The 23,004-nt window shown below is 43.1% G+C and carries 20 protein-coding genes; 12 read left to right on the top strand and 8 right to left on the bottom strand.

The genetic code is table 11. The features are described 5' to 3' along the window. The first annotated feature begins 34 nt into the window (after positions 1–34). Positions 35–766, top strand: a complete 732-nt coding sequence (locus tag AC1DUD_RS13440) for a pyridoxine 5'-phosphate synthase (RefSeq protein WP_477375194.1) — start codon at positions 35–37, stop codon at positions 764–766. On the opposite strand, the gene AC1DUD_RS13435 is transcribed toward AC1DUD_RS13440, so the two are convergent. The 3 genes from AC1DUD_RS13435 to AC1DUD_RS13425 all read right to left on the bottom strand — a co-directional run bounded on the left by AC1DUD_RS13435 (position 749) and on the right by AC1DUD_RS13425 (position 6,197). Next, entirely contained in the window at positions 749–3,106 is a 2,358-nt protein-coding gene (locus AC1DUD_RS13435) for a T9SS type B sorting domain-containing protein (protein WP_477375193.1), read from the bottom strand. The two genes, AC1DUD_RS13440 and AC1DUD_RS13435, sit on opposite strands and share 18 nt — an antisense overlap. Before the next feature lie 167 nt (positions 3,107–3,273). After that, a complete protein-coding gene (locus AC1DUD_RS13430) occupies positions 3,274–6,003 on the bottom strand; it encodes a T9SS type B sorting domain-containing protein (protein ID WP_477375611.1) in 2,730 nt (909 codons plus the stop codon). A gap of 5 nt (positions 6,004–6,008) precedes the next feature. Beyond that, a complete protein-coding gene (locus tag AC1DUD_RS13425) occupies positions 6,009–6,197 on the bottom strand; it encodes a hypothetical protein (protein ID WP_477375192.1) in 189 nt (62 codons plus the stop codon). Positions 6,198–6,324: 127 nt separating this feature from the next. Between AC1DUD_RS13425 and gcvP the strand changes: the two genes are divergently transcribed. From gcvP to AC1DUD_RS13410, 3 genes are all read left to right on the top strand, one after another. Further along, the gene (gcvP, locus tag AC1DUD_RS13420) at positions 6,325–9,216 is read left to right on the top strand and encodes an aminomethyl-transferring glycine dehydrogenase (protein ID WP_477375191.1); all 2,892 of its coding nucleotides are present in this window, start codon (positions 6,325–6,327) and stop codon (positions 9,214–9,216) included. A 58-nt stretch (positions 9,217–9,274) separates the two neighbouring features. Continuing rightward, entirely contained in the window at positions 9,275–9,649 is a 375-nt protein-coding gene (locus AC1DUD_RS13415) for an antibiotic biosynthesis monooxygenase family protein (protein WP_477375190.1), read from the top strand. A gap of 202 nt (positions 9,650–9,851) precedes the next feature. Beyond that, on the top strand, positions 9,852–10,271 hold the full coding sequence (locus AC1DUD_RS13410; RefSeq protein ID WP_121233748.1) for a response regulator: 420 nt from the start codon (positions 9,852–9,854) through the stop codon (positions 10,269–10,271). Here AC1DUD_RS13410 and AC1DUD_RS13405 read toward each other — a convergent pair. Beyond that, a complete protein-coding gene (locus AC1DUD_RS13405; RefSeq protein ID WP_477375189.1) occupies positions 10,268–11,038 on the bottom strand; it encodes an MBL fold metallo-hydrolase in 771 nt (256 codons plus the stop codon). The two genes, AC1DUD_RS13410 and AC1DUD_RS13405, sit on opposite strands and share 4 nt — an antisense overlap. 82 nt (positions 11,039–11,120) lie before the next feature. On the opposite strand from AC1DUD_RS13405, the gene recJ reads away from it, so the two are divergent. The 4 genes from recJ (at position 11,121) to AC1DUD_RS13385 (ending at position 15,747) form a co-directional block, all read left to right on the top strand. Continuing rightward, on the top strand, positions 11,121–12,818 hold the full coding sequence (gene recJ / locus AC1DUD_RS13400; protein WP_477375188.1) for a single-stranded-DNA-specific exonuclease RecJ: 1,698 nt from the start codon (positions 11,121–11,123) through the stop codon (positions 12,816–12,818). A gap of 362 nt (positions 12,819–13,180) precedes the next feature. Beyond that, on the top strand, positions 13,181–13,921 hold the full coding sequence (lptB, locus tag AC1DUD_RS13395) for an LPS export ABC transporter ATP-binding protein (protein ID WP_477375187.1): 741 nt from the start codon (positions 13,181–13,183) through the stop codon (positions 13,919–13,921). 7 nt (positions 13,922–13,928) lie between these two features. Continuing rightward, the gene (locus AC1DUD_RS13390) at positions 13,929–15,449 is read left to right on the top strand and encodes a GH3 auxin-responsive promoter family protein (RefSeq protein ID WP_477375186.1); all 1,521 of its coding nucleotides are present in this window, start codon (positions 13,929–13,931) and stop codon (positions 15,447–15,449) included. Positions 15,450–15,552: 103 nt separating this feature from the next. Then, entirely contained in the window at positions 15,553–15,747 is a 195-nt protein-coding gene (locus tag AC1DUD_RS13385) for a hypothetical protein (RefSeq protein ID WP_477375185.1), read from the top strand. A 40-nt stretch (positions 15,748–15,787) separates the two neighbouring features. On the opposite strand, the gene folP is transcribed toward AC1DUD_RS13385, so the two are convergent. After that, positions 15,788–16,639, bottom strand: coding sequence for a dihydropteroate synthase (folP, locus tag AC1DUD_RS13380; RefSeq protein WP_477375609.1), 852 nt, complete (start codon positions 16,637–16,639; stop codon positions 15,788–15,790). A 165-nt stretch (positions 16,640–16,804) separates the two neighbouring features. Between folP and AC1DUD_RS13375 the strand changes: the two genes are divergently transcribed. The 4 genes from AC1DUD_RS13375 (at position 16,805) to AC1DUD_RS13360 (ending at position 20,102) form a co-directional block, all read left to right on the top strand. After that, a complete protein-coding gene (locus AC1DUD_RS13375; protein ID WP_477375184.1) occupies positions 16,805–17,296 on the top strand; it encodes a DUF1599 domain-containing protein in 492 nt (163 codons plus the stop codon). Positions 17,297–17,362: 66 nt separating this feature from the next. Further along, the gene (locus AC1DUD_RS13370) at positions 17,363–18,526 is read left to right on the top strand and encodes a BT_3928 family protein (protein WP_477375183.1); all 1,164 of its coding nucleotides are present in this window, start codon (positions 17,363–17,365) and stop codon (positions 18,524–18,526) included. Between the two features lie 6 nt (positions 18,527–18,532). Further along, positions 18,533–19,591 (top strand): ABC transporter permease, encoded by a 1,059-nt coding sequence (locus AC1DUD_RS13365; protein ID WP_477375182.1) that lies wholly within the window; start codon positions 18,533–18,535, stop codon positions 19,589–19,591. Between the two features lie 10 nt (positions 19,592–19,601). Further along, a complete protein-coding gene (locus AC1DUD_RS13360; RefSeq protein ID WP_477375181.1) occupies positions 19,602–20,102 on the top strand; it encodes a shikimate kinase in 501 nt (166 codons plus the stop codon). 147 nt (positions 20,103–20,249) lie between these two features. Here AC1DUD_RS13360 and AC1DUD_RS13355 read toward each other — a convergent pair whose 3' ends face one another. The 3 genes from AC1DUD_RS13355 to rlmD all read right to left on the bottom strand — a co-directional run bounded on the left by AC1DUD_RS13355 (position 20,250) and on the right by rlmD (position 22,902). Beyond that, positions 20,250–20,762, bottom strand: coding sequence for a phosphoribosyltransferase family protein (locus AC1DUD_RS13355; RefSeq protein ID WP_477375180.1), 513 nt, complete (start codon positions 20,760–20,762; stop codon positions 20,250–20,252). A 139-nt stretch (positions 20,763–20,901) separates the two neighbouring features. After that, positions 20,902–21,297: a hypothetical protein gene (locus AC1DUD_RS13350; RefSeq protein ID WP_477375179.1), complete on the bottom strand. Its 396-nt coding sequence runs from the start codon at positions 21,295–21,297 to the stop codon at positions 20,902–20,904. Positions 21,298–21,495: 198 nt separating this feature from the next. After that, a complete protein-coding gene (gene rlmD, locus AC1DUD_RS13345) occupies positions 21,496–22,902 on the bottom strand; it encodes a 23S rRNA (uracil(1939)-C(5))-methyltransferase RlmD (protein WP_477375178.1) in 1,407 nt (468 codons plus the stop codon). Positions 22,903–23,004 lie beyond the last annotated feature (102 nt).

The raw sequence follows: 23,004 nt of genomic DNA, 5'->3' as shown, positions 1-23,004 counted from the left end.
GGCATTTTATCTAAATGATATATAACTTTGAAATATGACCCGTCTATCTGTCAATATCAACAAAATAGCTACTTTGCGTAATTCGCGCGGTGGTAATAATCCCGACCTGATCCAGGTTGCTAAAGACTGTGAACGTTTTGGCGCGCAGGGAATAACCGTGCATCCGCGACCTGATGAACGCCACATCCGTTACAACGATGTGTTTGAGCTTAAGAAAATTGTAACCACCGAGTTTAACATCGAAGGCAACTGCCAGGAACAAAAATTCATCGACCTTGTACTGGCCAATAAGCCCGAACAGGTTACCCTGGTACCCGATGTGTTAGGGCAGATCACCTCAAACCATGGCTGGGATACCATCACCAACTATCATTATTTAAAAGATATGATAGCGGTGTTTAAAGAAGCAGGGATCCGGGTTTCCATCTTTGTCGATCCTATTCCTGCAATGGTTGAAGGTGCCGCCAAAACCGGCACCGACCGTATTGAGCTTTACACCGAAGGGTATGCTACCCATTTTCCGCAAGGGAAGGAACTGGCTATCGCTCCTTATATTGAGGCTGCAAAAGCGGCGCAGCAAACTGGTTTAGGCATCAATGCCGGGCACGATCTGGATCTGCATAACCTGAAATACTTTGCCGAAAATATACCGGGCCTGCTTGAGGTAAGCATAGGTCATGCCCTGGTAAGCGATGCTTTATATTACGGTTTGGAAAATACTATCCAGATGTATTTGAGGCAGCTGGTGTTAACGGATAATGCTTAAACTGCCCGATAATATACCGCACCCAGCGTTAAGGCTAATAATATAATAGTAGCTGCCGGTAGGCAGCTGCTTTCCATTAAAGGTACCGTTAAACGGGAGGCTATATCCTTTTGAATCAAAAATGTTTTTTCCATAACGATTAAATATTTTCACGGTAGCCAATGGATAGTTTTCCAGGCCGGCAATTTGCCAGTAATCATTTATACCATCGTTATTGGGAGTAATAGTATTGGCGATATTAAGGGCTGAGAGGCCAACGCTTACATCAACCTTTGTACGGGTGCTTTCACATGCATTGCTAAACCGGCTTATATAATAGCTCCGGTTTGCAGTTACGTTCACTTTAAATTTACCATTAACTTGCTCCTCAAGCGGCGTAGCATCGCTTTCATTGTCATAAAGTCTGTAGGTTGATGTTGCCACCGGGTTGCTAACCGGTATTACAGTTTCACCGGGCCCGCATAGCTGGAAGCTCCTTACCGATGGTGGATCAAGAACAAGCTCCTGGTTAAGAAGGGTAATGTGATAGGGGACAGCACAACCTTCGGGATCTACGGTGAGGGTATATGTTCCGCCGGGAAGCTGATCGATATCCAGGCTGATTCCTACTATATCGCCGGCTTCATTTGTCCATTTTAATGGCGGTATCACGCCGTTGGTGTTTATTAGTTTTAGTTTGGTGATGCTTCCGTTGGCGGCATCACATGAAGCGTTAATCTTTTGAAGTTCAGAGTCATCTATTCCGGGGTTTGAACTGGTTAAGGTTATCGGAATAGACTTTGCAAAACAGTTGCCGTTATAACATTTGGCATAATAGGTGCCAATACTTGCATTTATTAGTTTATTCCCCCCTGACTGTACTAACTGGTCCTGATCATTATACCAATCAACCCCAATAACATTCTTTAAATTTTGCAGGGTGATTGAACCATTATTTTTAAAGCAGGTTGGGTTAACCTTAATATAATCGGCTGCTAATGTTGAAATTGTCGGTTGGGTATATTCGGATGAGCTATTGTTAAGCGTGGCATTTGCCACCAGCTTTTTATTATGAAGATCACCATTAAATTTCCAGTTACCTCCAGCATCTGCAATAATTGTAGTGAGGTATTGTACCGGATTGCATACGGAGCAATCTGTATTATCATTATATATGTAAACAGCGGCCCCGGGTGATGCCGTTCCTGAAAATTCGGCGGCGTTATTTACGAGCACATTAATATCAGGTATGGCTATGCCCTGCGAAATAAGATAAGGTATAGTATTGCACGAGATACTATTTTTGGCTATAGTAATATTGGTTGATTGGACCGAATAAAATGCACCGCCGTCATTACTGAAAATATTGATATTGTTATCATTGTTATCGCCTATAAAAGCATTACTGCATTTAAATAATGACATACCCGAATTACCCGGTATACTGCTTTGTTTGTTACGAAGAAAGAAGAACCCGTTTACCGATACAAATTGAAATTGTGAAGCGCAAAAGTCATTGTCAGTTACCTTTGCATTACTTCCCTGGAACCGTAAAAGGATTGAGGAGCCGCTTACGCGATTATCCTGCCTGTTCACATCAAGTGAAAGCGAATTATTGATAAATTTATTATCAATCCCGTTCAGGGCTATTGCGGTGGCAAAAAAGTTTCTGTTTTTCAAAGCTGGCCCCCCAACCAATGAATTATCAGCTGTTATATCAAGTGCATACCCTAATTCAATAACATTAGTTCCGGATTCATCATAACCAATAAAGTTTGATTGGATAACGATATTGTCGTTATTTTTTGAATCGGTTAACGAGTTGGTACCGCAATAAACGCCATAGATATTATCGCAAAAAACATTTCCTTTATCCGGTGCGCCTATCGTGATGTTGGTGCAATCATAAGCAGATATAGCTGTGAAAAGAAGGTTCCCATTGAAATTGATTAGTTTACTGCTATAGCCTTTTATGCATAAGCCATATATTTCAACATTGGTAGCTTCGGTCATGATCAGGGCAGCAGCTTTGGTACCCGGGAAGGTATAGCTGACATCCGGTATTATATAAACCCTGGCATCGCTTCTGCCAAATTTTTGCCCCGGCTGTGTACTGCCGTCGATAGTTAAATTTGAGGTAACCTCGGGTAATTGCGTGAGCAGCGTTATGGTTGGGTTGCCCGTCAAATTAAAATTAATAATATCTTGTTGAACTGTTCCGTTGGCTGCGGCTTGCGTAAGGGCCTCACGCAACGTACCTGGCCCGGCATCGGCATTGCTTGTTACGGTAAACACAGCAGACCATGCCTGCGAATAAGCCAGTAATAAACATAGCGTAAACAGAAACAACTTGTGTTTCATGGTGGCAATCTGATCTGAATGTTAGTTTATAAATTGATTAGGGCAATAAATTGGTTTGTATTGCCTGCCAGTAAGTTACGATTTTTGCTGATAATTATGGTATAGCCTCAAAAAAGGGTTAGTCTCCTCGCAATAAAATCAGATTAACGAGTGAAGGGTAATGTAGATTACCTTATAAGTGTTAAGTTCCCGGAGAGCAGTTTGCAGCTTTTGCCGAGGTTTAAAATGTAGTAATATACCCCCGCCGGAAGTTTGCTGCCATTATAAGTGCCGTCGAAAGGAATGCTGTATCCCTTCGACTCAAATACTTTTTGCCCGTACCGGGTAAATATCTGCACCATGGCCTGCGGATAGTTTTGGGCGTTGTTTATTTTCCAGTAATCATTTTTACCGTCGCCATTGGGTGTAAATGCGTTAGGGATATCAATACCCGACAAACTGACGGTTATTTGCGCCGCTGTCCGTTCGCTTTCACACTGGCCGTTAACCCTGCTTATATAATAAGTGCTATTGGCGTTTATATTGATTTTAAAGATGCCGCTTGCTTGCTCGTCTAAAATAGTCGGCTCCTGGGCAGAGCTATATAATCGATAAGTACTACCGGCCAAAGGCGAACTAACGAAAAGCTGGGCTTGTCCAGGGGCGCATAATTGTAATGGATTTATAACCGGAGCATCGATGGTACTGTTTTCATTTGAAATAGCGTATACAATGGCGGCACCAGAACTACAAATGCTGCCTGAATCATGAACGTGGAGGGTATAGGTACCCTCGCCAATGCCACTAATATCCTTTGATGTTGTTAAATGATTACCAGTTTCATCAATCCATAAATAGGTATAGGGTGGTATGCCCCCGGTAACCTGAATGTCTTTAATACTGCCTGTTTTTAACCCGCATTGATCGTTTACCTGGGTTCCTGAATTGGGTACTATTTGTACAGGTGGTATATCGGCAACCGTAAAATCATGCGGATAAAGCGTTTCGCAACCGTTGGCATCGGTAAAGTAAACTTTATAAGTGCCGGGTTTAAGGTCGTGCGGATTTGCGTCTGAGCCTGCCGACTGGCCGGTGGCATTAACCCAGCGCATGCTTTTAACAAAGTTATCAGTTATCAAAGTAATTGAGCCGTTGCTTTGGCCCGCGCAACTATTATTAACTGAAAATGGGTAAATCGGATACGTTGTAGGTGACGCTGTGATTATTTGATATGGGAGGCTCGTTTGGCTACAGCCAAAATCATTACTTGCCGTTAATTGATAACTTCCTGGGCCAACTCCGGTAAGGTCGGCAGTATTACCCGCAGTTTGATTTGTAATGGTGTTTATCCACTGGTAATGGGTTGCGTTTAACGCCGTTATGCCGGTGATTGAGCCGGTTGGGCCGTTACAGCCTGCGTTGATTTGTTTGAGATTAGTAAGGTCGAGGTTTATAACGGGAGATAAAAGCTTAATTGCTTTTGAAAATGCAGATCCGCATCCTGTTCCCTTAACCTCCAGCGTATAAATGCCGTCCGGCACGCCTGTTAAATCCAGGTTGTTTCCAACAATTTCGCCATTTTCATTTGTCCATATATAGGTGTACGTATCATTAATGTTGCTGAAGTTAATGATTTTAATGTTTTTAATTGATCCATTACTCATATTACAGTCAGGTTGCATTTTGACTGGATCTCTGTCATCGACATTTAAAAAACTATAAGGTTCGGTAAATGTCGAAGTATATCCGCCGACAGTCGCCGAAGCCATTACACTACCATTAACGGGCCCGTCGTAAAGCCAGTTACCCGCATTGTCGGCTGTGGTTGTTCCAAAATAAGTTTTTGGGCCAGGCAGGCCACAATCGCAATCGGCTATAAAAAGTTCCACTATCGCCCCTGGTGTGGCTACTCCGCTAACTTTGTTGGCGCTAACAGATTGTATCTTAACAAAGGGGTCACCAAATCGGTTAGAATAATACAACGAATGAATGTCAAAACAAAATATGCTATTCCCCGAAACAATAAATTCATTAGTAGGGGTTGCGATAATCGCGTCTTCGCAATAGGCAATCGAGTTTTTTTGAGCAGGATCGGTTCCGCCTATTAATACAGTTGCGCCGCCTGAAAAAGCAATTCCGGCAGTTGCCGTTCCTTGATTTTGCGTATTTAAGTTTATGGTACCGGTTTGATTTGTGTTGATGCCGTTGCCTTGAATAATTAAACTCCCACTTGGCGTGTTTAGGCTCATAACAGAGTTTTGGTAAACATTAGCAAAAAGGTTATTATTAATAATTCCTGTAACGGGGGTGTTTTTTGCCATCCCGTTGGACAGGGAAGTTGGCGTTATGCTAATCCTTGGATTTTGAAGTACTCCCGATGGGGCATCCGTTCCCTGGAGATTAGTGCCCATTTTATTATAGCTAATGTTAAACTCGTTATTAACAGCATTGTCTGTAATGATCTGCATAAAACCGGCTATCATATTTCCGGTATTAGCGCTGCCGCCTATGGTAAGTTTATCGCAGGCATAAATATCCATTCCTGCATTATACACCTGTTGGCCATTGGGATCGGTCCAGCAAAAGTTATCTTGAAAAAGTAACGTTTTTCCTTTGTTAAAACCGAGATATGCAGTTTCTATATAATTCCCTTTTGATGCTGATCCTATCGTAATATTTCCGTAATCATTAAAGGAAAATGCGTCAGCATCGCCGTTTAGCCATATACCATATATTTCAAGTGCATCGATATTTTTACCACCAAAAGTATATTGGTTACTGCCAAATACGAAGAAGTTTTTAACCTTAACTTTGGCATGGGTAACTCCAAAGTTGTTTCCGGGTTGGGTTGTACCGTCAATTACCAAATTTGATGATACATCCGGTAACTGTATCAACACCGTTATAGTCCTTCCCACTTCACTCAAATCCGGTAATTAAAATAAATAAAGTCTTTTTCTGTACTGCCGTTAGCCGCCGCAAGTGTGAGTGCTTCGCGTAGTGTTCCCGGCCCCGAATCAGCATTGCTGGTTACCGTGAAAACAGCCGAGAAACTTTTAAAGCTGATGAAAAGAAAAATAGTAATAAAAAGTAAAACTCGCCTGCCAGTCATGTTTAGGTATTCACGAGCCAAAATACATTTTTTTACTGTAAATGCATTGTCAATATCATATTACCCAATTGTTACTCATATTGTAAAATCGTACCTTTGCGGTAAATTTAAGAGGGACGATTAATTCATGAAGTTGAATACAACCTATCAGGAGCAGTTTCAGTCGAGGCATATTGCTCCAAGTGAGGCCGACACGGCCAAAATGTTAAAAACCATCGGTGTAAATTCACTTGATGAATTAATAGGGCAAACAGTTCCTGAAAAGATCAGGCTTACCAAACCGCTTAATCTACCCGCGGCAAAAAGTGAGTTCGATTACCTGAACACCTTAAAGCAAACAGCTTCAAAAAACAAGGTTTTCAAGTCGTTTATTGGCAAAGGTTACTATGATGTAATTGTACCTGGCGTTATTCAGCGTAATATTCTTGAAAATCCCGGCTGGTACACCCAATACACGCCTTATCAGGCCGAAATTGCACAAGGCCGCTTGCAGGCTTTGTTAAATTTCCAAACCATGGTTATTGACCTTACCGGTATGGAAATTGCCAATGCTTCGTTGCTTGACGAAGGTACAGCTGCTGCCGAGGCTATGTTTATGCAATACACTTTGCGTAAAAACAACAATGCTAATGTTTTCTTTGTTTCGGAAGAGCTGTTTCCACAAACTATCGATATTTTAAAAACCCGCTCAGAGCCTTATGGCATTGAGTTAAGAATAGGCGACCACCGTACCGTTGAATTAACCGACGATATGTTTGGCGCCATTGTACAATATCCTGCCGGCGACGGTGCAGTTTACAACTACGCCGACTTTGCTGCAAAAGGACACGAAAAAGGTATTAAGCTTACTGTTGTTGCAGATCTTATGAGCCTTGCCCTGTTAACGCCTCCGGGCGAGTGGGGTGCCGATATTGTGGTTGGTTCATCTCAGCGTTTTGGCGTGCCGATGGGCTTTGGCGGTCCGCATGCCGCTTTCTTTGCTACGAAAGAAGAATATAAACGTTCTATCCCAGGCCGTATAATAGGTGTTACTATCGATAGCGCTGGTAACTATGCGCTGCGTATGGCCCTGCAAACCCGCGAGCAGCACATCCGCCGCGATAAAGCGACTTCAAACATTTGTACCGCACAGGCACTATTGGCTATCATGGCTGGTATGTATGCCGTATACCATGGTCCGGATGGTATTAAGCTTATTGCAGAGCGTATCCACGGTTTAGCCGTATTAACAGCTAAAACTTTAGGGCAGCTTGGTTACGAACAACTCAACGAATCATATTTTGATACCGTTAAGTTTGATGTAGCCCATTTAGCAGGTCCTATTCATTCTGAAGCATTAAATAACGAAATGAACCTGAACTATGAAGGTTCTGTAGTTACAATAGCAATTGATGAAACAACTTCGGTTGAAGATATCAAAACCATTGTGAGGTTTTTTGCCAAGGTAAAAGGCAAAACATTTAACGATGTTGATTTCGATGGCATCAATGCAAATCTTGAAACGGTTATCCCTGCAGAGCTTCAGCGTACTTCGGCATATTTAACGCATAGCTTGTTCAATACCCACAGGTCTGAACATGAAATGCTGCGTTACATCAAATCATTAGAGGCAAAAGATCTTTCACTTTGCCACTCTATGATAGCTTTAGGTTCATGTACCATGAAACTAAACGCTACTACCGAAATGGTACCGGTTACCTGGGCCGAGTTCAGCAAAATTCACCCATTTGCTCCAACTGACCAGGTTGGCGGTTATATGCAGTTATTTGATGAGATCAATAACTGGCTGAGCGAGATCACCGGTTTTGCAGCTATGAGCTTACAGCCAAATGCAGGTGCACAAGGCGAATATGCAGGTTTAATGGTTATCCGTGCTTATCACCTTGACAAGGGTGATGCCCACCGTAATATTGCTTTGATCCCATCATCGGCACACGGTACCAACCCTGCTTCGGCAGCTATGGCTGGTATGAAGATCGTAGTGGTTAAGTGCGATGACAACGGTAATATTGATGTTGCTGATATGCGCGCTAAAGCCGAGCAATATAAAAATGAACTTTCATGTTTGATGGTTACTTATCCATCTACCCACGGGGTATTTGAAGAAAGTATTATCGAAATTTGCGAGATCATTCATGAAAATGGTGGCCAGGTTTATATGGATGGCGCTAACATGAATGCCCAGGTAGGTTTAACAAGCCCGGCCAATATCGGTGCCGACGTTTGTCACCTTAACCTGCATAAAACATTCTGTATCCCTCACGGTGGTGGTGGTCCGGGTATGGGCCCTATCGGTGTTGCAAAACACCTGGTGCCTTATTTACCCGGCCATGCTGTAGTTGATATCGACAGGGGTAAATCTATCCACGCGGTTTCGGCGGCACCATGGGGTTCGGCTTCTATCCTGATCATATCACATGCTTATATTGCTATGATGGGTGCCGAAGGCTTGACTAACGCTACCCGTTACGCTATCCTGAATGCCAACTACATTAAAACAAGGCTAAAAGAACATTACCCGGTGTTATACACAGGTGCTAATGGTCGTTGTGCGCATGAAATGATCCTGGATTGCCGCTCATTTAAATCGGCAGGTATTGAGGTAACTGATATAGCCAAACGTTTAATGGACTATGGTTTCCATGCCCCAACTGTATCGTTCCCTGTTGCTGGTACAGTGATGATTGAACCAACGGAATCAGAACCCAAACACGAGCTTGACCGTTTTTGCGATGCCATGATCTCTATCCGTCATGAAATTGCCGATGTTGTTGACGGCTTGTCTGACAAAATTAATAACCCATTAAAAAATGCACCTCACACCGTAACTGTGATTACTGGTAATGAGTGGGAGCATCCATATACCCGTCAAAAAGCGGCATTCCCGCTGCCTTACGTAGCTGCCAATAAATTCTGGCCATCGGTAGGCAGGGTTAATGACACTTATGGCGACAGAACGCTAATCTGCTCATGCCCTCCGTTAGAAGAGTACGAGTTTGAAGAAAGTGTCATAGAATAATCTTCAGCAAGCCCCCGCCATTTAGCGGGGGCTTTTGTTTTATGTAAATTATTAAAATATGAATTCAGGCAATTCCGAAGGTAAATCAAAAATCTCCCGCTTTAGTGGAGGTTTAGAGGGACTTATAGCTCAAACCCCACAACCTCCTTATTATGCTGTAATATTTACCTCTGTACGCACCCCCGGTGATGAAGGCTATAGCGATATGGCTGTTGAAATGGAAGAACTGGCGCGGAAACAGGAAGGTTTCCTGGGTGTTGAGTCGGCCCGTAACGACGTAGGAATAACAGTATCTTACTGGCAATCGGTAGAGGCCATCAAAAAGTGGAAAGCTAATGCCCGGCACCTGTTTGCCCAACAACAGGGGCGCGATAAATGGTACCAGAATTATAAGGTGCGTATTTGCCTGGTTGAACATGACTATACTTTTTAAATAATAGTATCAACGGTTAGTTTTTACCTGCAATTTCCTGTATGCTGATCTTTATTTAATTCCCCGATTAAAATAAAAATGCTCGTTTTATGGTTATTTAAGTGTATTTGTATGATATATTGTTTTTTACAATTTACAACTATAAGGAATATAACTTTTTAAATCGAGGCCTCGTATAAAGAGATGCGCTTAAATGATAGATATGAACATTAATAATAAAGCAATTAGTGTATTACTGGTTGATGATGACGAAATAAATAACTTCATCTCCATAAAACTGATAAAGAAAGCTTTACTGAACACCGAAATTATGGCCTGCCTGAACGGAAAATATGCTATTGAGCAGCTTTCAGATATTCAGCGCAAAGACCCTAATAAACTGCCCGATTATATTTTGCTTGATATCAATATGCCCATTATGAATGGCTGGGAATTTTTGGATGAATATAAGCGCCTCAACCTTGATCCCCTGGGCAAAAGCAAGATCTATATTATTTCATCATCAGTTTTCAGCAACGATATCAACAAAGCACGCTCATACCCACTGGTGAAGGATTTTATTTCCAAACCACTTAATGTTGAAAAGATAAAAGAACTTTTTGAAGTAGCTACTGAAAGTTAAACCGGCTTAACCTTAAAATGGTCGCCTTCTGTTTCAACGGTTCCGATAGTAAATGATTTAGCATGGTAAAACAGGCATTTCCACCCTTCGGCGGCGGCTTTTTTACCATATTCTTCTCGTAACATCATGGCCTTGCGGCCGTCCATGTCATACTTGGCTATAAACTTTCTTAGCAGCTGCTCGGGTTCGGGAAGCTCGTCTCCGCCAAAAAATACTTTTTCGCCTTCCATGTCAAACCAAAATACCTGGTGTGCAGGGCAGTGACCGCCCGAGTGCTCGTACCTGATGCCTGGTTTAAACTCACCATTACCTTCAATAAAGGTGATCCTGGCGCTTGCCTGCAAAGCTTCAAAAATTTCAACATGGTATGACGAACCTTTTCCGCTCATACCAAACTCCCATTCCTGTTTATTGATTACATGCTCGGCCTGCGGAAAGCTGGGTACTAATTTTCCGTTACGCTCAACTACAAGGCCACCGGAGTGATCATAATGCAAATGCGACATCATCACCAATGTCACGTCATCCGGGTCGAAGCCTGCATTACGGATATTTTGGTGCAACATCAGCTCGTCGCGGGTATCTTTAAAACCCAACCCGGTATCCAATACTATCAAATCGTTTTTTGTTTTGATGAGGAAGGGGTTAACGTGGATGAACAATGAAGCCGGACGATCTTTCGGGTTGTCAATTTCCGGGTTGAACGGGATAAATTTCTTGGTTGCATCAACCGAATAAGAGCCCTCGCCTAAAGCAAAAAATTCCATAGTAAACGTAGTATCAGATTTTGAAGTAACTTTGGCTCTTTAACAGAGCATAAGTATATTTACTGTTTCAAGCTGCAAAGATATGAATAAACGTTGGGCGCTAAAGGATAATACAAACCATGATGATGTAATAAAATTAGCCGCCGAACTCAACATTGATACCGTTTTAAGCGCCATGCTTGTGCAGCGCGGTATCACCACCTTTGAAGATGCCCGCTACTTTTTCAGGCCAGATCACAGGCACCTGCATGACCCCTTCCTAATGAAGGATATGGAAAAGGCTATCCTCCGCATAGAGCAAGCTATGGCAGCCGGGGAGAAGATCATGATCTACGGAGATTATGATGTGGATGGAACTACAGCTGTTGCACTGACCTATAGTTTCTTCAAAAAACTTTATAATAATATTGAGTATTACATCCCCGACCGCTATAAAGAAGGTTACGGGATTTCCACGCAGGGAATTGACTACGCTGCTGAGCAGGGTATTACCCTAATTATAGCGCTTGACTGCGGCATTAAGTCGATTGATAAAATTGACTATGCTAATGAAAAAAGTATCGACTTTATCATTTGCGATCACCACTTACCGGGAACGTCAATCCCAGCCGCTGTGGCGGTACTTGACCCTAAGCGCGAAGATTGTGAATATCCATACAAAGAATTATCGGGTTGTGGCATTGGTTTTAAGCTGATCCAGGCTTATGCCGAAAAGAACAATATCCCGGTTGAAGAAGTGAACTGCTACCTCGACCTCGTGGTGATCAGTATCGCCTGCGATATTGTGCACATCAATGGCGAGAACCGGGTATTGGCACATTTCGGTCTGCAAAAAATAAACACCGATCCGTGTATTGGTGTTAAAGCATTGATGGAGATAGCAGGCCGCAACGGGACTTATACCATATCGGATGTGGTGTTTTTGCTTGGTCCGCGAATCAACGCTGCCGGCAGGATAGATGATGCCAAACATGCGGTTGAACTGCTGATAGCTACAGATAAAGACGCTGCTAAAGAAAAAAGCGCCATGATCAACGTGCGTAATACAGAGCGAAAAGGACATGACCTAAGCATTACTGACGAAGCGCTTGGCATGATTGACAATGACGAGGTGTTGATTGCCCGCAAATCAACCGTGGTGTTCAATGAAGACTGGCATAAAGGGGTAATTGGCATTGTGGCATCGCGCCTGACCGAAAAATATTATCGCCCTACAATAGTGCTTACCCGCTCAAACGGGCATGTGGCCGGTTCGGCGCGTTCTGTTTTGGGATATGATCTATACGAGGCACTTTGCGGTTGTAAAGATCTGCTGATCCAGTTTGGCGGGCATAAATACGCCGCAGGGCTTACCATGGCCCCGGAAAACCTGGAAGCTTTTATTGAAAGGTTTGAAGAAGTGGTAAGCTCCACAATAAAACCGGAACAATTGATACAGCAAATACAAATTGACGCCGAATTACGTTTAAGCCAGATAGAAGCGAAATTTTTCAGGATATTGAATCAGTTTGCACCTTTTGGCCCTGAAAATATGGCGCCTGTTTTCATAAGCAAAAATGTGTATGTTAGTGGTAATGCCGGTTTGGTAGGCGGCTCGCACATCAAAATGAGCGTAATGCAGGAAGATTCGGCAGTATTTGATTGCATAGCCTTTAACCATGGCCAATACCTGGAACAATTAAAACAGGGCATGCCGTTTGAAATGTGTTACTCGATAGAAGAAAACGTTTGGCGCGAAAGAAGAACAATACAGTTGAATGTGAAGGGAATAAGGTTTTAGTGATTAGAGGTTAGTGATTGGAGATTAGTTTTTAGCTTTGCCAGGGATATTGAGGGGGCCGCGTTAGGGATTGCAGTGGAAAGCCCACAGCGAGTGTCGGAATTGAGGGCAGGAAAGGCAAGGACTTGAAACGAAAAGCCCGGCCCGTTAGCTAACGGGAACGCCTATATTTATAAAGTTGATAGAAAAGTATATTTGATAATCAATATTTATAATTACGCTATTACAAGGAGCAAAGCAGCCTTAAACTATATCGAGCGGCTCTGCCAATCGGGGATTGCTTCGTACCTCGCAATGACGGGAGAAAGATATATCATATCAGGGTAATCCATGAATCCCATAAATCATGGTTCAGACATATAATGATACTAAGAGCAGATAATTTAGTTAAGAAATACAAGCAGCGTACCGTTGTAAACGACGTATCGTTTGACGTTGCACAGGGTGAAATTGTTGGTTTACTTGGGCCTAACGGTGCCGGTAAAACTACTTCGTTTTACATGATTGTAGGTTTGATAAAACCAAACGAAGGCACTATCCACCTGGATGACGAAAACATAACCCAGGACCCTATGTATCGTCGTGCCCAAAAAGGAATTGGCTACTTGGCACAGGAAGCATCGGTGTTTAGGAAACTTTCGGTTGAGGATAATATCAAAGCTGTGCTTGAGATGGGAACCATGCCAAAAGATAAGCAAAAAGATAAGCTGGAAGAACTGATAGACGAGTTTAGCTTGCACAAGGTTCGCAGAAATCGTGGCGACCTGCTATCGGGCGGTGAACGCCGTCGTACGGAGATTGCCCGTGCGCTGGCTGCTGAGCCAAACTTTATCCTGTTGGATGAGCCTTTTGCCGGTGTGGACCCGATTGCGGTTGAAGAGATCCAGGCGATGGTGGCGAAGTTGCGTACCCGCAATATCGGCATCTTAATAACCGATCACAACGTACAGGAAACGCTGTCGATCACTGATCGTGCGTACCTGCTTTTTGAAGGTAAAATATTAGAATCAGGCGTGCCCGAGGTATTGGCCGAGAATGAAATGGTGAGGAAAGTGTATCTTGGGGCAAACTTTGTGCTGAAAAGAAAGGTTTTTCCTCAATAATAACCCTATGACCCTCTTTAACTCCGTATTTACCTGGTTCATGAAAAAGCGTATCCACCAGATAGAGCTTTTTATGAAGTATCCGAATGAAGTGCAGGAAGAATGGTTTGAGCAATTGATTTCGGTTGCCGAAAACACGGAGTGGGGTAAAAAATACCAATATAAAAGTATCGAAAACTTGAGCCAGTTTAAGGAGCGGGTTCCGATTCAAAATTACGATACACTGAAGCCTTATATAGAGCGGATGCTCAAAGGTGAAAAAAATGTGCTTTGGCCGTCAGAGATCCGCTGGTTTGCCAAGTCTTCAGGCACTACCAGCGACAGGAGCAAGTTCATTCCTGTGAGTGAAGAAGCGCTTGAGGAATGCCATTTTAAAGGTGGCAAGGACCTGCTTACCATCTATTTCAATAACCAACCCAACCCCCGTATGTTTACGGGGAAGATCCTGACGCTTGGGGGGAGTCACCAGATCAGTCAGCTAAGCCAGGATACTTCATTCGGTGATCTTTCGGCAGTGATCATGAAAAATCTCCCTATGTGGGCCGAGTTTCACCGTACGCCGCATCTGGATATCGCCCTGCTCGAAAACTTTGAGGAAAAGATTGAGAAGATAGCCCAGGCTACCAAGGATGTTAATGTAACCAGCATCAGCGGCGTACCCACCTGGAACCTGGTGTTATTTAAACGCATTCTGGAGATCACCGGTAAAAATAATCTGCTTGAAGTATGGCCCAACCTGGAGATGTATTTTCATGGCGCGGTGAATTTTACGCCTTACCGCGAGCAGTTTAAAAAACTGATTCCGAACGAGGAAATGTACTACCTCGAAAATTATAATGCATCCGAAGGCTTCTTCGGCATCCAGGACACTAAAGAGCCTGGTGATATGCTGCTGATGCTTGATTACGGAGTTTTTTATGAGTTTTTACCGCTCGAAAATCTTCACGATGAAAACCCTGAAACGCTTACCCTTGATGAGGTGGAGCTGAACAAAAACTACGCGCTCATCATATCAACTAATGCCGGGCTTTGGCGCTATATGATAGGGGATACCATTAAATTTTCTTCACTCTCTCCGTTTAGGATCCAGATTACCGGTCGCACCAAACATTTTATCAATGCCTTTGGCGAGGAAGTAATTATTGATAATGCCGAGCGTGCACTGGAAGAAGCCTGTACACAAACCGGTGCCATTATCCGGGAATACACCGCCGCTCCCGTTTATTTTAATGGCGATGAATGTGGCGCCCACGAATGGATCATCGAGTTTGAAAAGAAGCCTGCCGAATTTGAACGTTTTGTTGACCTGCTTGATGAAACGCTACGTCGTATCAACTCGGACTATGATGCCAAGCGTTTTAAAGATCTTGCGCTGCGTCGCCCGATAGTACGCCGCGCACCGGATGGCACTTTCTTTAATTGGATGAGAGAGAAGGGTAAGCTGGGTGGTCAGCATAAAGTGCCGAGGTTGGCTAATGACAGGGAGTATGTTGATAGTATTTTGAAGATGATGGAGCTGGTGGGGTAAATTTTAGAATCAAGGCAACAAGAATTAAGAAGCAGGAAAATTTTAACTTAAAACGGTATTATCACCGGCCTTATTTATTATCTTGCAGGATAAATAAAAAGCAATGAAAAATAAACCGGCGGTATTAATCTCATCTTCACTTTTGTTTATTCCATTAATTATAATGGGTATTACCGGGCTGAACAAAGGCATTGAAACCCATAGTACACTTCGTATTGTTATGGCGTCATTCGGGCTTTTGATATTTGCGCTCTTTTTTACAGCTTTAATGAAAGGCCTAATGAAGAAAACGGTATAAGGTTTATAAACAACCTAAAGACCGTTTTGTCGGGCTGATATCATTGACAAGCCTCCCAAATCTTCACTGCCTCAATAGCTTCCTTAACATCATGCACCCTTAAAATATTAGCACCTTTCATCAGTGCAATAGTATTTAAAACCGTAGTGCCGTTCAATGCTTCAGCAGCAGTATTGCCCAGTAAACCATAGATCATCCTTTTGCGGGAAATGCCGATAAGTACTGGTAGGCCAAATAGATCAAACTCATTCATCCGGCTAATTAACGCATAACTATGCTCCGTTTTTTTGGCAAAGCCGAAGCCTGGGTCAAGGATCACATCATCTACGCCAAGCCGTTTTAACTCGCTATATTTTGATACAAAATAATCAAATACCTCGCCGAAAACATCGTCGTATTCGGCCAGCTGGTTCATGGTTTGGGGGGTGCCTTTCATGTGCATCAGTATATAAGGCACATTTAACCGGGCAACGGTGGCAAACATATCAGCATCAAGCATACCACCCGAAATATCATTAATGATATGCGCACCACTTTTGATAGCCGCCTCCGCAACACCGGCACGGAATGTATCTATCGACATAATGGCTTCTGGGAATGCCGCGGCAATAGCCTCAACAATAGGTAACAACCTGTTCGTTTCTTCCTGTGCCGAAATATCAACTGCCCCGGGGCGTGATGAATAGGCACCGATATCAAGGAATGTTGCACCATCGATCAGCATTTTTTGAGCTTGTTGAAGGGCCTCATCAACACCTGGTTTGCGGCTATCGGCAAAAAAAGAATCGGGGGTAATGTTAATGATCCCCATCACTTTTGGCGAAGAAAGATCGATAAGCCGGCCACCGGCGTTAAGTGTAACTTTTTTACTGAAAAATGTATCTTTAGCCACGGTTAGTTGCTGGTTGCAAAGTTTTAATGCGGTAAAGTTAATTAACTTTGCAGGCACGGGCTTCATAACCTTGCAACATTTAAACTTTACATTCAAACACATTATCTTTTGACTAACACAGCAGCAGAATACGAAGGCGTAATTAATATATGTAAGGGCCTTTTCATGAAAAAGACCCGCGATTACGGCACCGCATGGCGTATCCTCCGCCCGCAATCTATCACCGACCAGATTTTTATCAAAGCTCAGCGCATCCGCACTTTAGAAGAAAAGAAAGTATCAAAAGTAGGCGATGACATCACCGGCGAATACATTGGCATTGTTAATTACTGTGTGATAGCCATGATGCAGCTGGAATGCGGCCCAGAAATGTCAACCGAACTTAATCCTGATCATGTGAGCGAGATGTTTGACGAGAAGGTGAACGAAACCAAAGAGCTGATGTTTGCCAAAAATCATGATTACGGCGAGGCCTGGCGCGATATGCGCATCAGTTCATTGACCGATCTGATATTGATGAAACTGCTTCGTGTAAAACAGATAGAAGATAATCAGGGACTTACCGAGGCATCAGAAGGCGTAAAAGCCAACTACCAGGATATGCTGAACTATGCCGTGTTCGCATTGATTAAGCTTAATGTTCATCACGGTAAATAAAACTCTTTATTAATTATAAAAATTAAGTCTATCCGCTGGTTGGCGAAGAAGATTTAGAAGGGGCTTATGAAAAATACATCATCAAATAGTGCCGTTATATGGATCCCGCGTTTATTGGTGGGATTGTTATTTATATTTTCGGGACTGATCAAGGCTAATGACCCGCTGGGTTTTTCTTATAAACTGGTAGAGTATTTTGAGGTATTTCATATCACATTCCTAAACGGATTGGCGCTTACCATGGCCATTGTACTTTGTGCGCTTGAAATGCTGCTTGGCTTTGCATTGCTTATCGGTGCAAGGGCTGTTAAAGTGGCATGGGGATTATTGCTGCTGATCATCTTTTTTGGGTTCCTAACTTTCTATTCGGCCTTTTTTAAGGTGGTGCAAACCTGTGGTTGCTTTGGCGATGCTATTCCGTTAACGCCATGGCAGTCGTTTAGTAAGGATATGGTTTTGCTGGCTTTGGTGTTGATCTTATTTGTTAAACGTAAACAGATCACCCCGTTATTTAACGCCAAAGCAGGCGATAAATGGCTTATTGGTGCTGCCGTTGTTTCGGTTGGCTTTGGTGTGTATACCTATAACTTTTCGCCCATTATAGATTTTCTGCCATATAAAATAGGCGCTAATCTGCCCGACGAAATGAAGATCCCGCCGGGTGCCCCGCTTGATGAGTTTGAACTTACCTATCACCTGAAAAATAAAAAAACAGGCGCTACCAAGGTAATGAACGATAAGGAATACCTTAAAACCAATATCTGGAAGGATGCCAATTGGGAGGTTGTCGGCGACCCTGAAAATCGATTGATTAAAAAAGGATACGAGCCTAAAATTCGCGACCTGTCTATCCAGGATGCCCAGCGTAACGACTATACTAAAGAATTACTTTCGAGTCCGTTTTATAGCTTGTTTATAGTGGCCTACGATTTAAACGAAACGGATAAAGATGCGATCAATCGCTTAAACGCGTTGGCTATCAATCTTACCGATAATTATAATGTCCGTACTATACTGCTTACCTCAAATTCGGCTGAAGATGCTAAAGTATTTGCTAAAGAACATAAACTGATCAGTGAGATTTTTTATGTTGATGGTGTTCCGTTAAAATCAATGGTACGTTCTAATCCGGGTGTGTTGCTGATCAAGAATGGTACAGTGATTAATAAATGGCATTATCATTCGGTGCGGAAGTATGAGGATATTGTAAAAGAGTACTTGCAGAAATAATCAAATATGATCCCCTACCTGCTCCGCAAATTAGCATACGGACTGGCAGTAATGCTGGGGGTAGTGTTTGTTGTCTTTTTTCTGTTCAATATCCTCCCTGTCGATCCTGCCCGTATGACCCAGGGGCAACGTGCCGATGTGCAATCATTACAAGCCGTACGTAAAGAGTTTGGGCTGGATAAACCGGTACCGGTGCAGTTTGCCTATTATCTGAATGATCTGTCGCCCTTGGGCATCCACCTCAATGCAGCCGAAGAGCAACAGCGCTATGGCTATGTAAAGCTATTTTCGGTGAGCAAAAGTAAAGTGCTGGCGCTGAAATGGCCTTATTTAAGACGCTCATACCAAACCCGTAAGGATGTTGCCTCATTGTTGATGGAGGTGATCCCTAATACATTAGTATTAGCTGTAGCTGCTATGATCTTCGCTATTATTATCGGCGTATTTTTAGGCGTGGCGAGTGCGGTAAACAAAGATACCTGGATTGATAAGCTGGCATTGAGCTTTTCAACACTGGGTATTTCGGCACCTTCGTTTTTTGCGGGGATCATTATTGCCTGGATCTTTGGCTTTGTACTGAGTAATTACACGCATTTAAATATGTCGGGCAGTTTATACAGTTATGATCCCTTTAAGGGCGAAGTGATCACGCTTAAGAACCTGGTGTTGCCGGTTATTACTTTGGGCTTACGCCCGTTGGCTATCATTGTGCAGCTTACCCGCAATGCTATGCTTGATGTTTTAGGGCAGGATTATATACGTACCGCCAAAGCAAAGGGATTAAGTAACCGGACAATTATATATCGCCACGCGCTTAAGAACGCCATGAACCCGGTTATTACCGCAATTGCCAACTGGTTTGCCTCACTGCTGGCAGGTTCTTTTTTTGTGGAATATATTTTTGGTTATAACGGATTGGGGAAAGCTACGGTAGATGCACTGGAAATGTCGGATTTTCCGGTAGTAATGGGCTCGATATTGTTTATCGCGTTTATATTTGTGGTGATCAGTATCCTGGTGGATATTATTTATGTGTGGATTGATCCGCGGGTAAAATTAAGCTGAAAGAATTTATATGAAATATTTTATTGTGGGTTTTATGGGTTGTGGCAAAACAACCTGGAGCCGCAAACTGGCCACCAAATTGGGCTACGAATTTATTGACCTCGATCATGTACTCGAAGCCAAAGCGGGCATGAGCATTGCCGAATATTTTTCATCATTTGGCGAAGATGCCTTCCGGAAGCTGGAATCGCAGGTGCTGAAGGAAACTGAATATCATGAAAATACCGTGGTATCAACTGGCGGAGGATTACCCTGCTTTTTTGACCATATGGACTGGATGAATGCCAACGGTAAAACCCTGTATATTAAACTATCACCAAAAACCCTGGCCGACAGGCTGGAAAACAGCAAAACCATTCGCCCTGTACTGCAAGGTAAAAAAGGCGAAGAACTGGTTGAATTTATCACTGGCAAATTGGCCGAGCGTGAAAGCTTCTACCTGCAGGCAAGCAATATTGTTGAGGGGATAGATATGTCGGTTGAGAAACTGGAAGAGGCGTTGGGGGTATAATTAACGAAATTGCGTCTCCACGTCGTCATTGCGAGACACGAAGCAATCCTCAACTTTACAGAGTGTATTTGCATGCTCCTCTGCTACTTGGGGATTGCTTCGTGCCTCGCAATGACGGTTTGTAAAATATTAATGGGGCATAACTACCTACCTCAAATAAACCGCATCCTCTTCGCCGTCTTCTTCATCAAGTACTACGTCAACATGCTCTTTGATAACAGTTGATAAGGCTACGCCGGCAAAATCAGTCGTGATAGGGAAGCTTTTATGGTTACGGTCAACCAATACAGCGGTACGAAGTTTTTTTAACGGTACATCTAAAAATACGCCAAAGCCGTAAGCCAGGGTTTTGCCGCTGTTCAATACATCATCAACCAGTATCACTACTTTGTTGCTGCATTCTTCAACCTCAAAATCAATATTGGCGCTTAGGCTGCTGCTTTGTTTTTCAAGTTCGATGGTAAGCAGGCGGCTTTTAAAAGGGGAAATGCCGTCAAGTATAGTTTTCAGGCGTTCGGCAATGTGATTACCGCGCGGCAGGATACCGGCTATTAATATTTCTTCCTCGTCAAAATTATCTTCCAGTATCTGGTAGGCCATTCTGTCGAGCTTTTGCTGGATCTGTTGCTTGTTTAATATGAGAAGCTTTTTTTCAGACATGTTGTTGGTATCATTTACTACCTCTTTAAGAAGTTCACTAAGCGGGAGCAGGATCTAACATGTAAATGATACAAAGTTTATTCCATATTGCAGCTTCGAGGGGAAGGGACCGCATGGTTCAAATTTATATAAATAAAATCTACTTCACATATGGAAAATACACAAAGTTTGCCCCTTCGGGCACTACAACAAATACACACATGTATTCATAAGGGTCTTTGTAGCTTTTAACAAAGCGTTCCTTTAACACGGGTTTTATAACGTCGCGCTCCACAAATTCCTCAAGGGTTGAGGCGTGGATGCTCCATTCGGAGTTTAAATCATGGCGGTCAAGTATCAGTTCACCAATACTTAACTCATGCTGGTGGGCAATAAAAATAGGGTAAGAGGAAAGACCTTCGTTCATGATCTCCTCGGATACCTCTTTAATTGATTCATTAAAATATTTAAGATCGCGCTCCAAACTTATCAGCGGACTATCAGCCGCCGGTTTATTGCGTTCATTTCCTTCGTTAAGCAGTTCTTCAGGGTTCATATTTTATTTTATGATTTCACCGATTTTGGGATGATTACACCGATTTTTTTGATTGGTGATTACATTGATTGTTTGTTTTGTGATTTCACCGGTTGTCCGCTATTAATTGATTTTTGAGCCATCGCCATGATCTACTAACCATGAACTATGGGCTCTCCCCAACTAATCTCTTACCTACAACCTCTAATCTCTAAAGAATTAATCTCTTAAAACCAGCAACACCACATTTTCCACGTGCTGTGTATGCGGGAACATATCCACCGGCTGGATCTTTACGGTATCGTATTTCTCTTTTAATACCAGCAGGTCGCGAGCTTGGGTGGCGGCATTACAGCTCACGTAAACAATTTTAGGTGCTTCGATTTCCATGAGGCGGGCCACCACATCCGGGTGCATGCCTGCGCGCGGTGGATCGGTTATGATCACATCCGGTTTGCCGTGTTCTGCTACGAAATCGGCTACCAGTACGTCCTTCATGTCGCCGGCATAAAACTTGGTGTTGGTGATATTATTGATGGCTGAATTTACTTTGGCATCTTCAATGGCTGTTGGTACATATTCAACGCCAACTACCTCACGCACGTGTCCGGCCACAAAGTTGGCAATGGTGCCTGCGCCGGTGTAAAGGTCGTATACCAGCTCATCGCCTTTAAAGCCGGCAAAATCGCGGGTAATCTCATACAGGCGAAGCGCCTGGATGGAGTTGGTTTGATAAAATGATTTTGGTCCGATGCGGAATTTGATACCGTTCATTTCTTCGTGGATATATTCCGGCCCTTTAAAGGCAACAACATCCTGGTCAAATATGGTATCATTCTTTTTCTGGTTTTCAATGTAGAGTAATGAGGTGATCTCCGGGAAACGGGCATCAACATGGCTCATCAGTTTATTGATCTCTTCTTTTTCAGCATAAGCAAAAACCACGATCACCATGATCTCGCCGGTTGATGAGGTGCGCACGATCAGATTACGGAGCATGCCGCTGTGGTTTCGCAGATCGTAATAAGTATAGCCCTGCTGAATGGTGAAATCACGGATCTCGTTACGCAGGCTGTTGGATGGCTCTGCCTGCAGATAGCAATGGTTTACATCCAATATTTTATCAAAACGGCCGGGAATGTGAAAACCGAGGGCATTCATGTTCAGGGTGCCGTCTTCCTTGTTTTCGCCGTCGTAAAGCCAGCGTTTGTTGGAGAAGGTAAATTCAAGCTTATTGCGGTAATATCTATCGGCCGGAGAAGGCACAATAGGCATAATGCCGTCAACATTGATTTTAGCTAAACGGCTTAAGGCATCAACCACAGATTTTTGTTTGAACTTGAGCTGGGCTTCATAGGTCATATGCTGCCATTTGCAGCCCCCGCAGGTGCCGAAGTGCTCGCAAAATGCTTCAGTGCGGTATTCTGAAGATTTTTTTAATTCGGTGATCTTACCCTCGCCGAAGTTTTTCTTACTCCGGTACACCTGTACATCGGCAATGTCGCCGGGTACTGCCTTATCTACAAAAAGAACAAAATCATCAGCTTTGCCTACGCCTTTGCCTTCTTCGGCAATATCAATGATCTCTACGTTCTCAAAAAACTTTGGTTTGTTAGCTTTACTCATCAGGCTGCAAAGTTAACCGTATTTATTTAATCCTGAAAATGGGAGGGAAGAAGCAAAAGAAAGCTGTTCGCCTTTAAAAGGCGTTACGATATTAAAGCGGGA

The organism is Mucilaginibacter sp. P4_A11, assembly GCF_056402535.1.
Note: the sequence above shows the minus strand (reverse complement) of the source record. Positions and strands in the feature narration are given on the sequence as shown.

Bases quoted from the DNA above. Each gene is read 5' to 3' on its own strand.
- AC1DUD_RS13440 (WP_477375194.1), top strand. From the start codon at position 35: ATGACCCGTCTATCTGTCAATATCAACAAAATAGCTACTTTGCGTAAT.
- AC1DUD_RS13435 (WP_477375193.1), bottom strand. From the start codon at position 3,106: ATGAAACACAAGTTGTTTCTGTTTACGCTATGTTTATTACTGGCTTAT.
- AC1DUD_RS13425 (WP_477375192.1), bottom strand. From the start codon at position 6,197: ATGACTGGCAGGCGAGTTTTACTTTTTATTACTATTTTTCTTTTCATC.
- gcvP (WP_477375191.1), top strand. From the start codon at position 6,325: ATGAAGTTGAATACAACCTATCAGGAGCAGTTTCAGTCGAGGCATATT.
- AC1DUD_RS13415 (WP_477375190.1), top strand. From the start codon at position 9,275: ATGAATTCAGGCAATTCCGAAGGTAAATCAAAAATCTCCCGCTTTAGT.
- AC1DUD_RS13410 (WP_121233748.1), top strand. From the start codon at position 9,852: ATGAACATTAATAATAAAGCAATTAGTGTATTACTGGTTGATGATGAC.
- AC1DUD_RS13405 (WP_477375189.1), bottom strand. From the start codon at position 11,038: ATGGAATTTTTTGCTTTAGGCGAGGGCTCTTATTCGGTTGATGCAACC.
- recJ (WP_477375188.1), top strand. From the start codon at position 11,121: ATGAATAAACGTTGGGCGCTAAAGGATAATACAAACCATGATGATGTA.
- lptB (WP_477375187.1), top strand. From the start codon at position 13,181: ATGATACTAAGAGCAGATAATTTAGTTAAGAAATACAAGCAGCGTACC.
- AC1DUD_RS13390 (WP_477375186.1), top strand. From the start codon at position 13,929: ATGACCCTCTTTAACTCCGTATTTACCTGGTTCATGAAAAAGCGTATC.
- AC1DUD_RS13385 (WP_477375185.1), top strand. From the start codon at position 15,553: ATGAAAAATAAACCGGCGGTATTAATCTCATCTTCACTTTTGTTTATT.
- AC1DUD_RS13375 (WP_477375184.1), top strand. From the start codon at position 16,805: ATGAAAAAGACCCGCGATTACGGCACCGCATGGCGTATCCTCCGCCCG.
- AC1DUD_RS13370 (WP_477375183.1), top strand. From the start codon at position 17,363: ATGAAAAATACATCATCAAATAGTGCCGTTATATGGATCCCGCGTTTA.
- AC1DUD_RS13365 (WP_477375182.1), top strand. From the start codon at position 18,533: ATGATCCCCTACCTGCTCCGCAAATTAGCATACGGACTGGCAGTAATG.
- AC1DUD_RS13360 (WP_477375181.1), top strand. From the start codon at position 19,602: ATGAAATATTTTATTGTGGGTTTTATGGGTTGTGGCAAAACAACCTGG.
- AC1DUD_RS13355 (WP_477375180.1), bottom strand. From the start codon at position 20,762: ATGTCTGAAAAAAAGCTTCTCATATTAAACAAGCAACAGATCCAGCAA.
- AC1DUD_RS13350 (WP_477375179.1), bottom strand. From the start codon at position 21,297: ATGAACCCTGAAGAACTGCTTAACGAAGGAAATGAACGCAATAAACCG.
- rlmD (WP_477375178.1), bottom strand. From the start codon at position 22,902: ATGAGTAAAGCTAACAAACCAAAGTTTTTTGAGAACGTAGAGATCATT.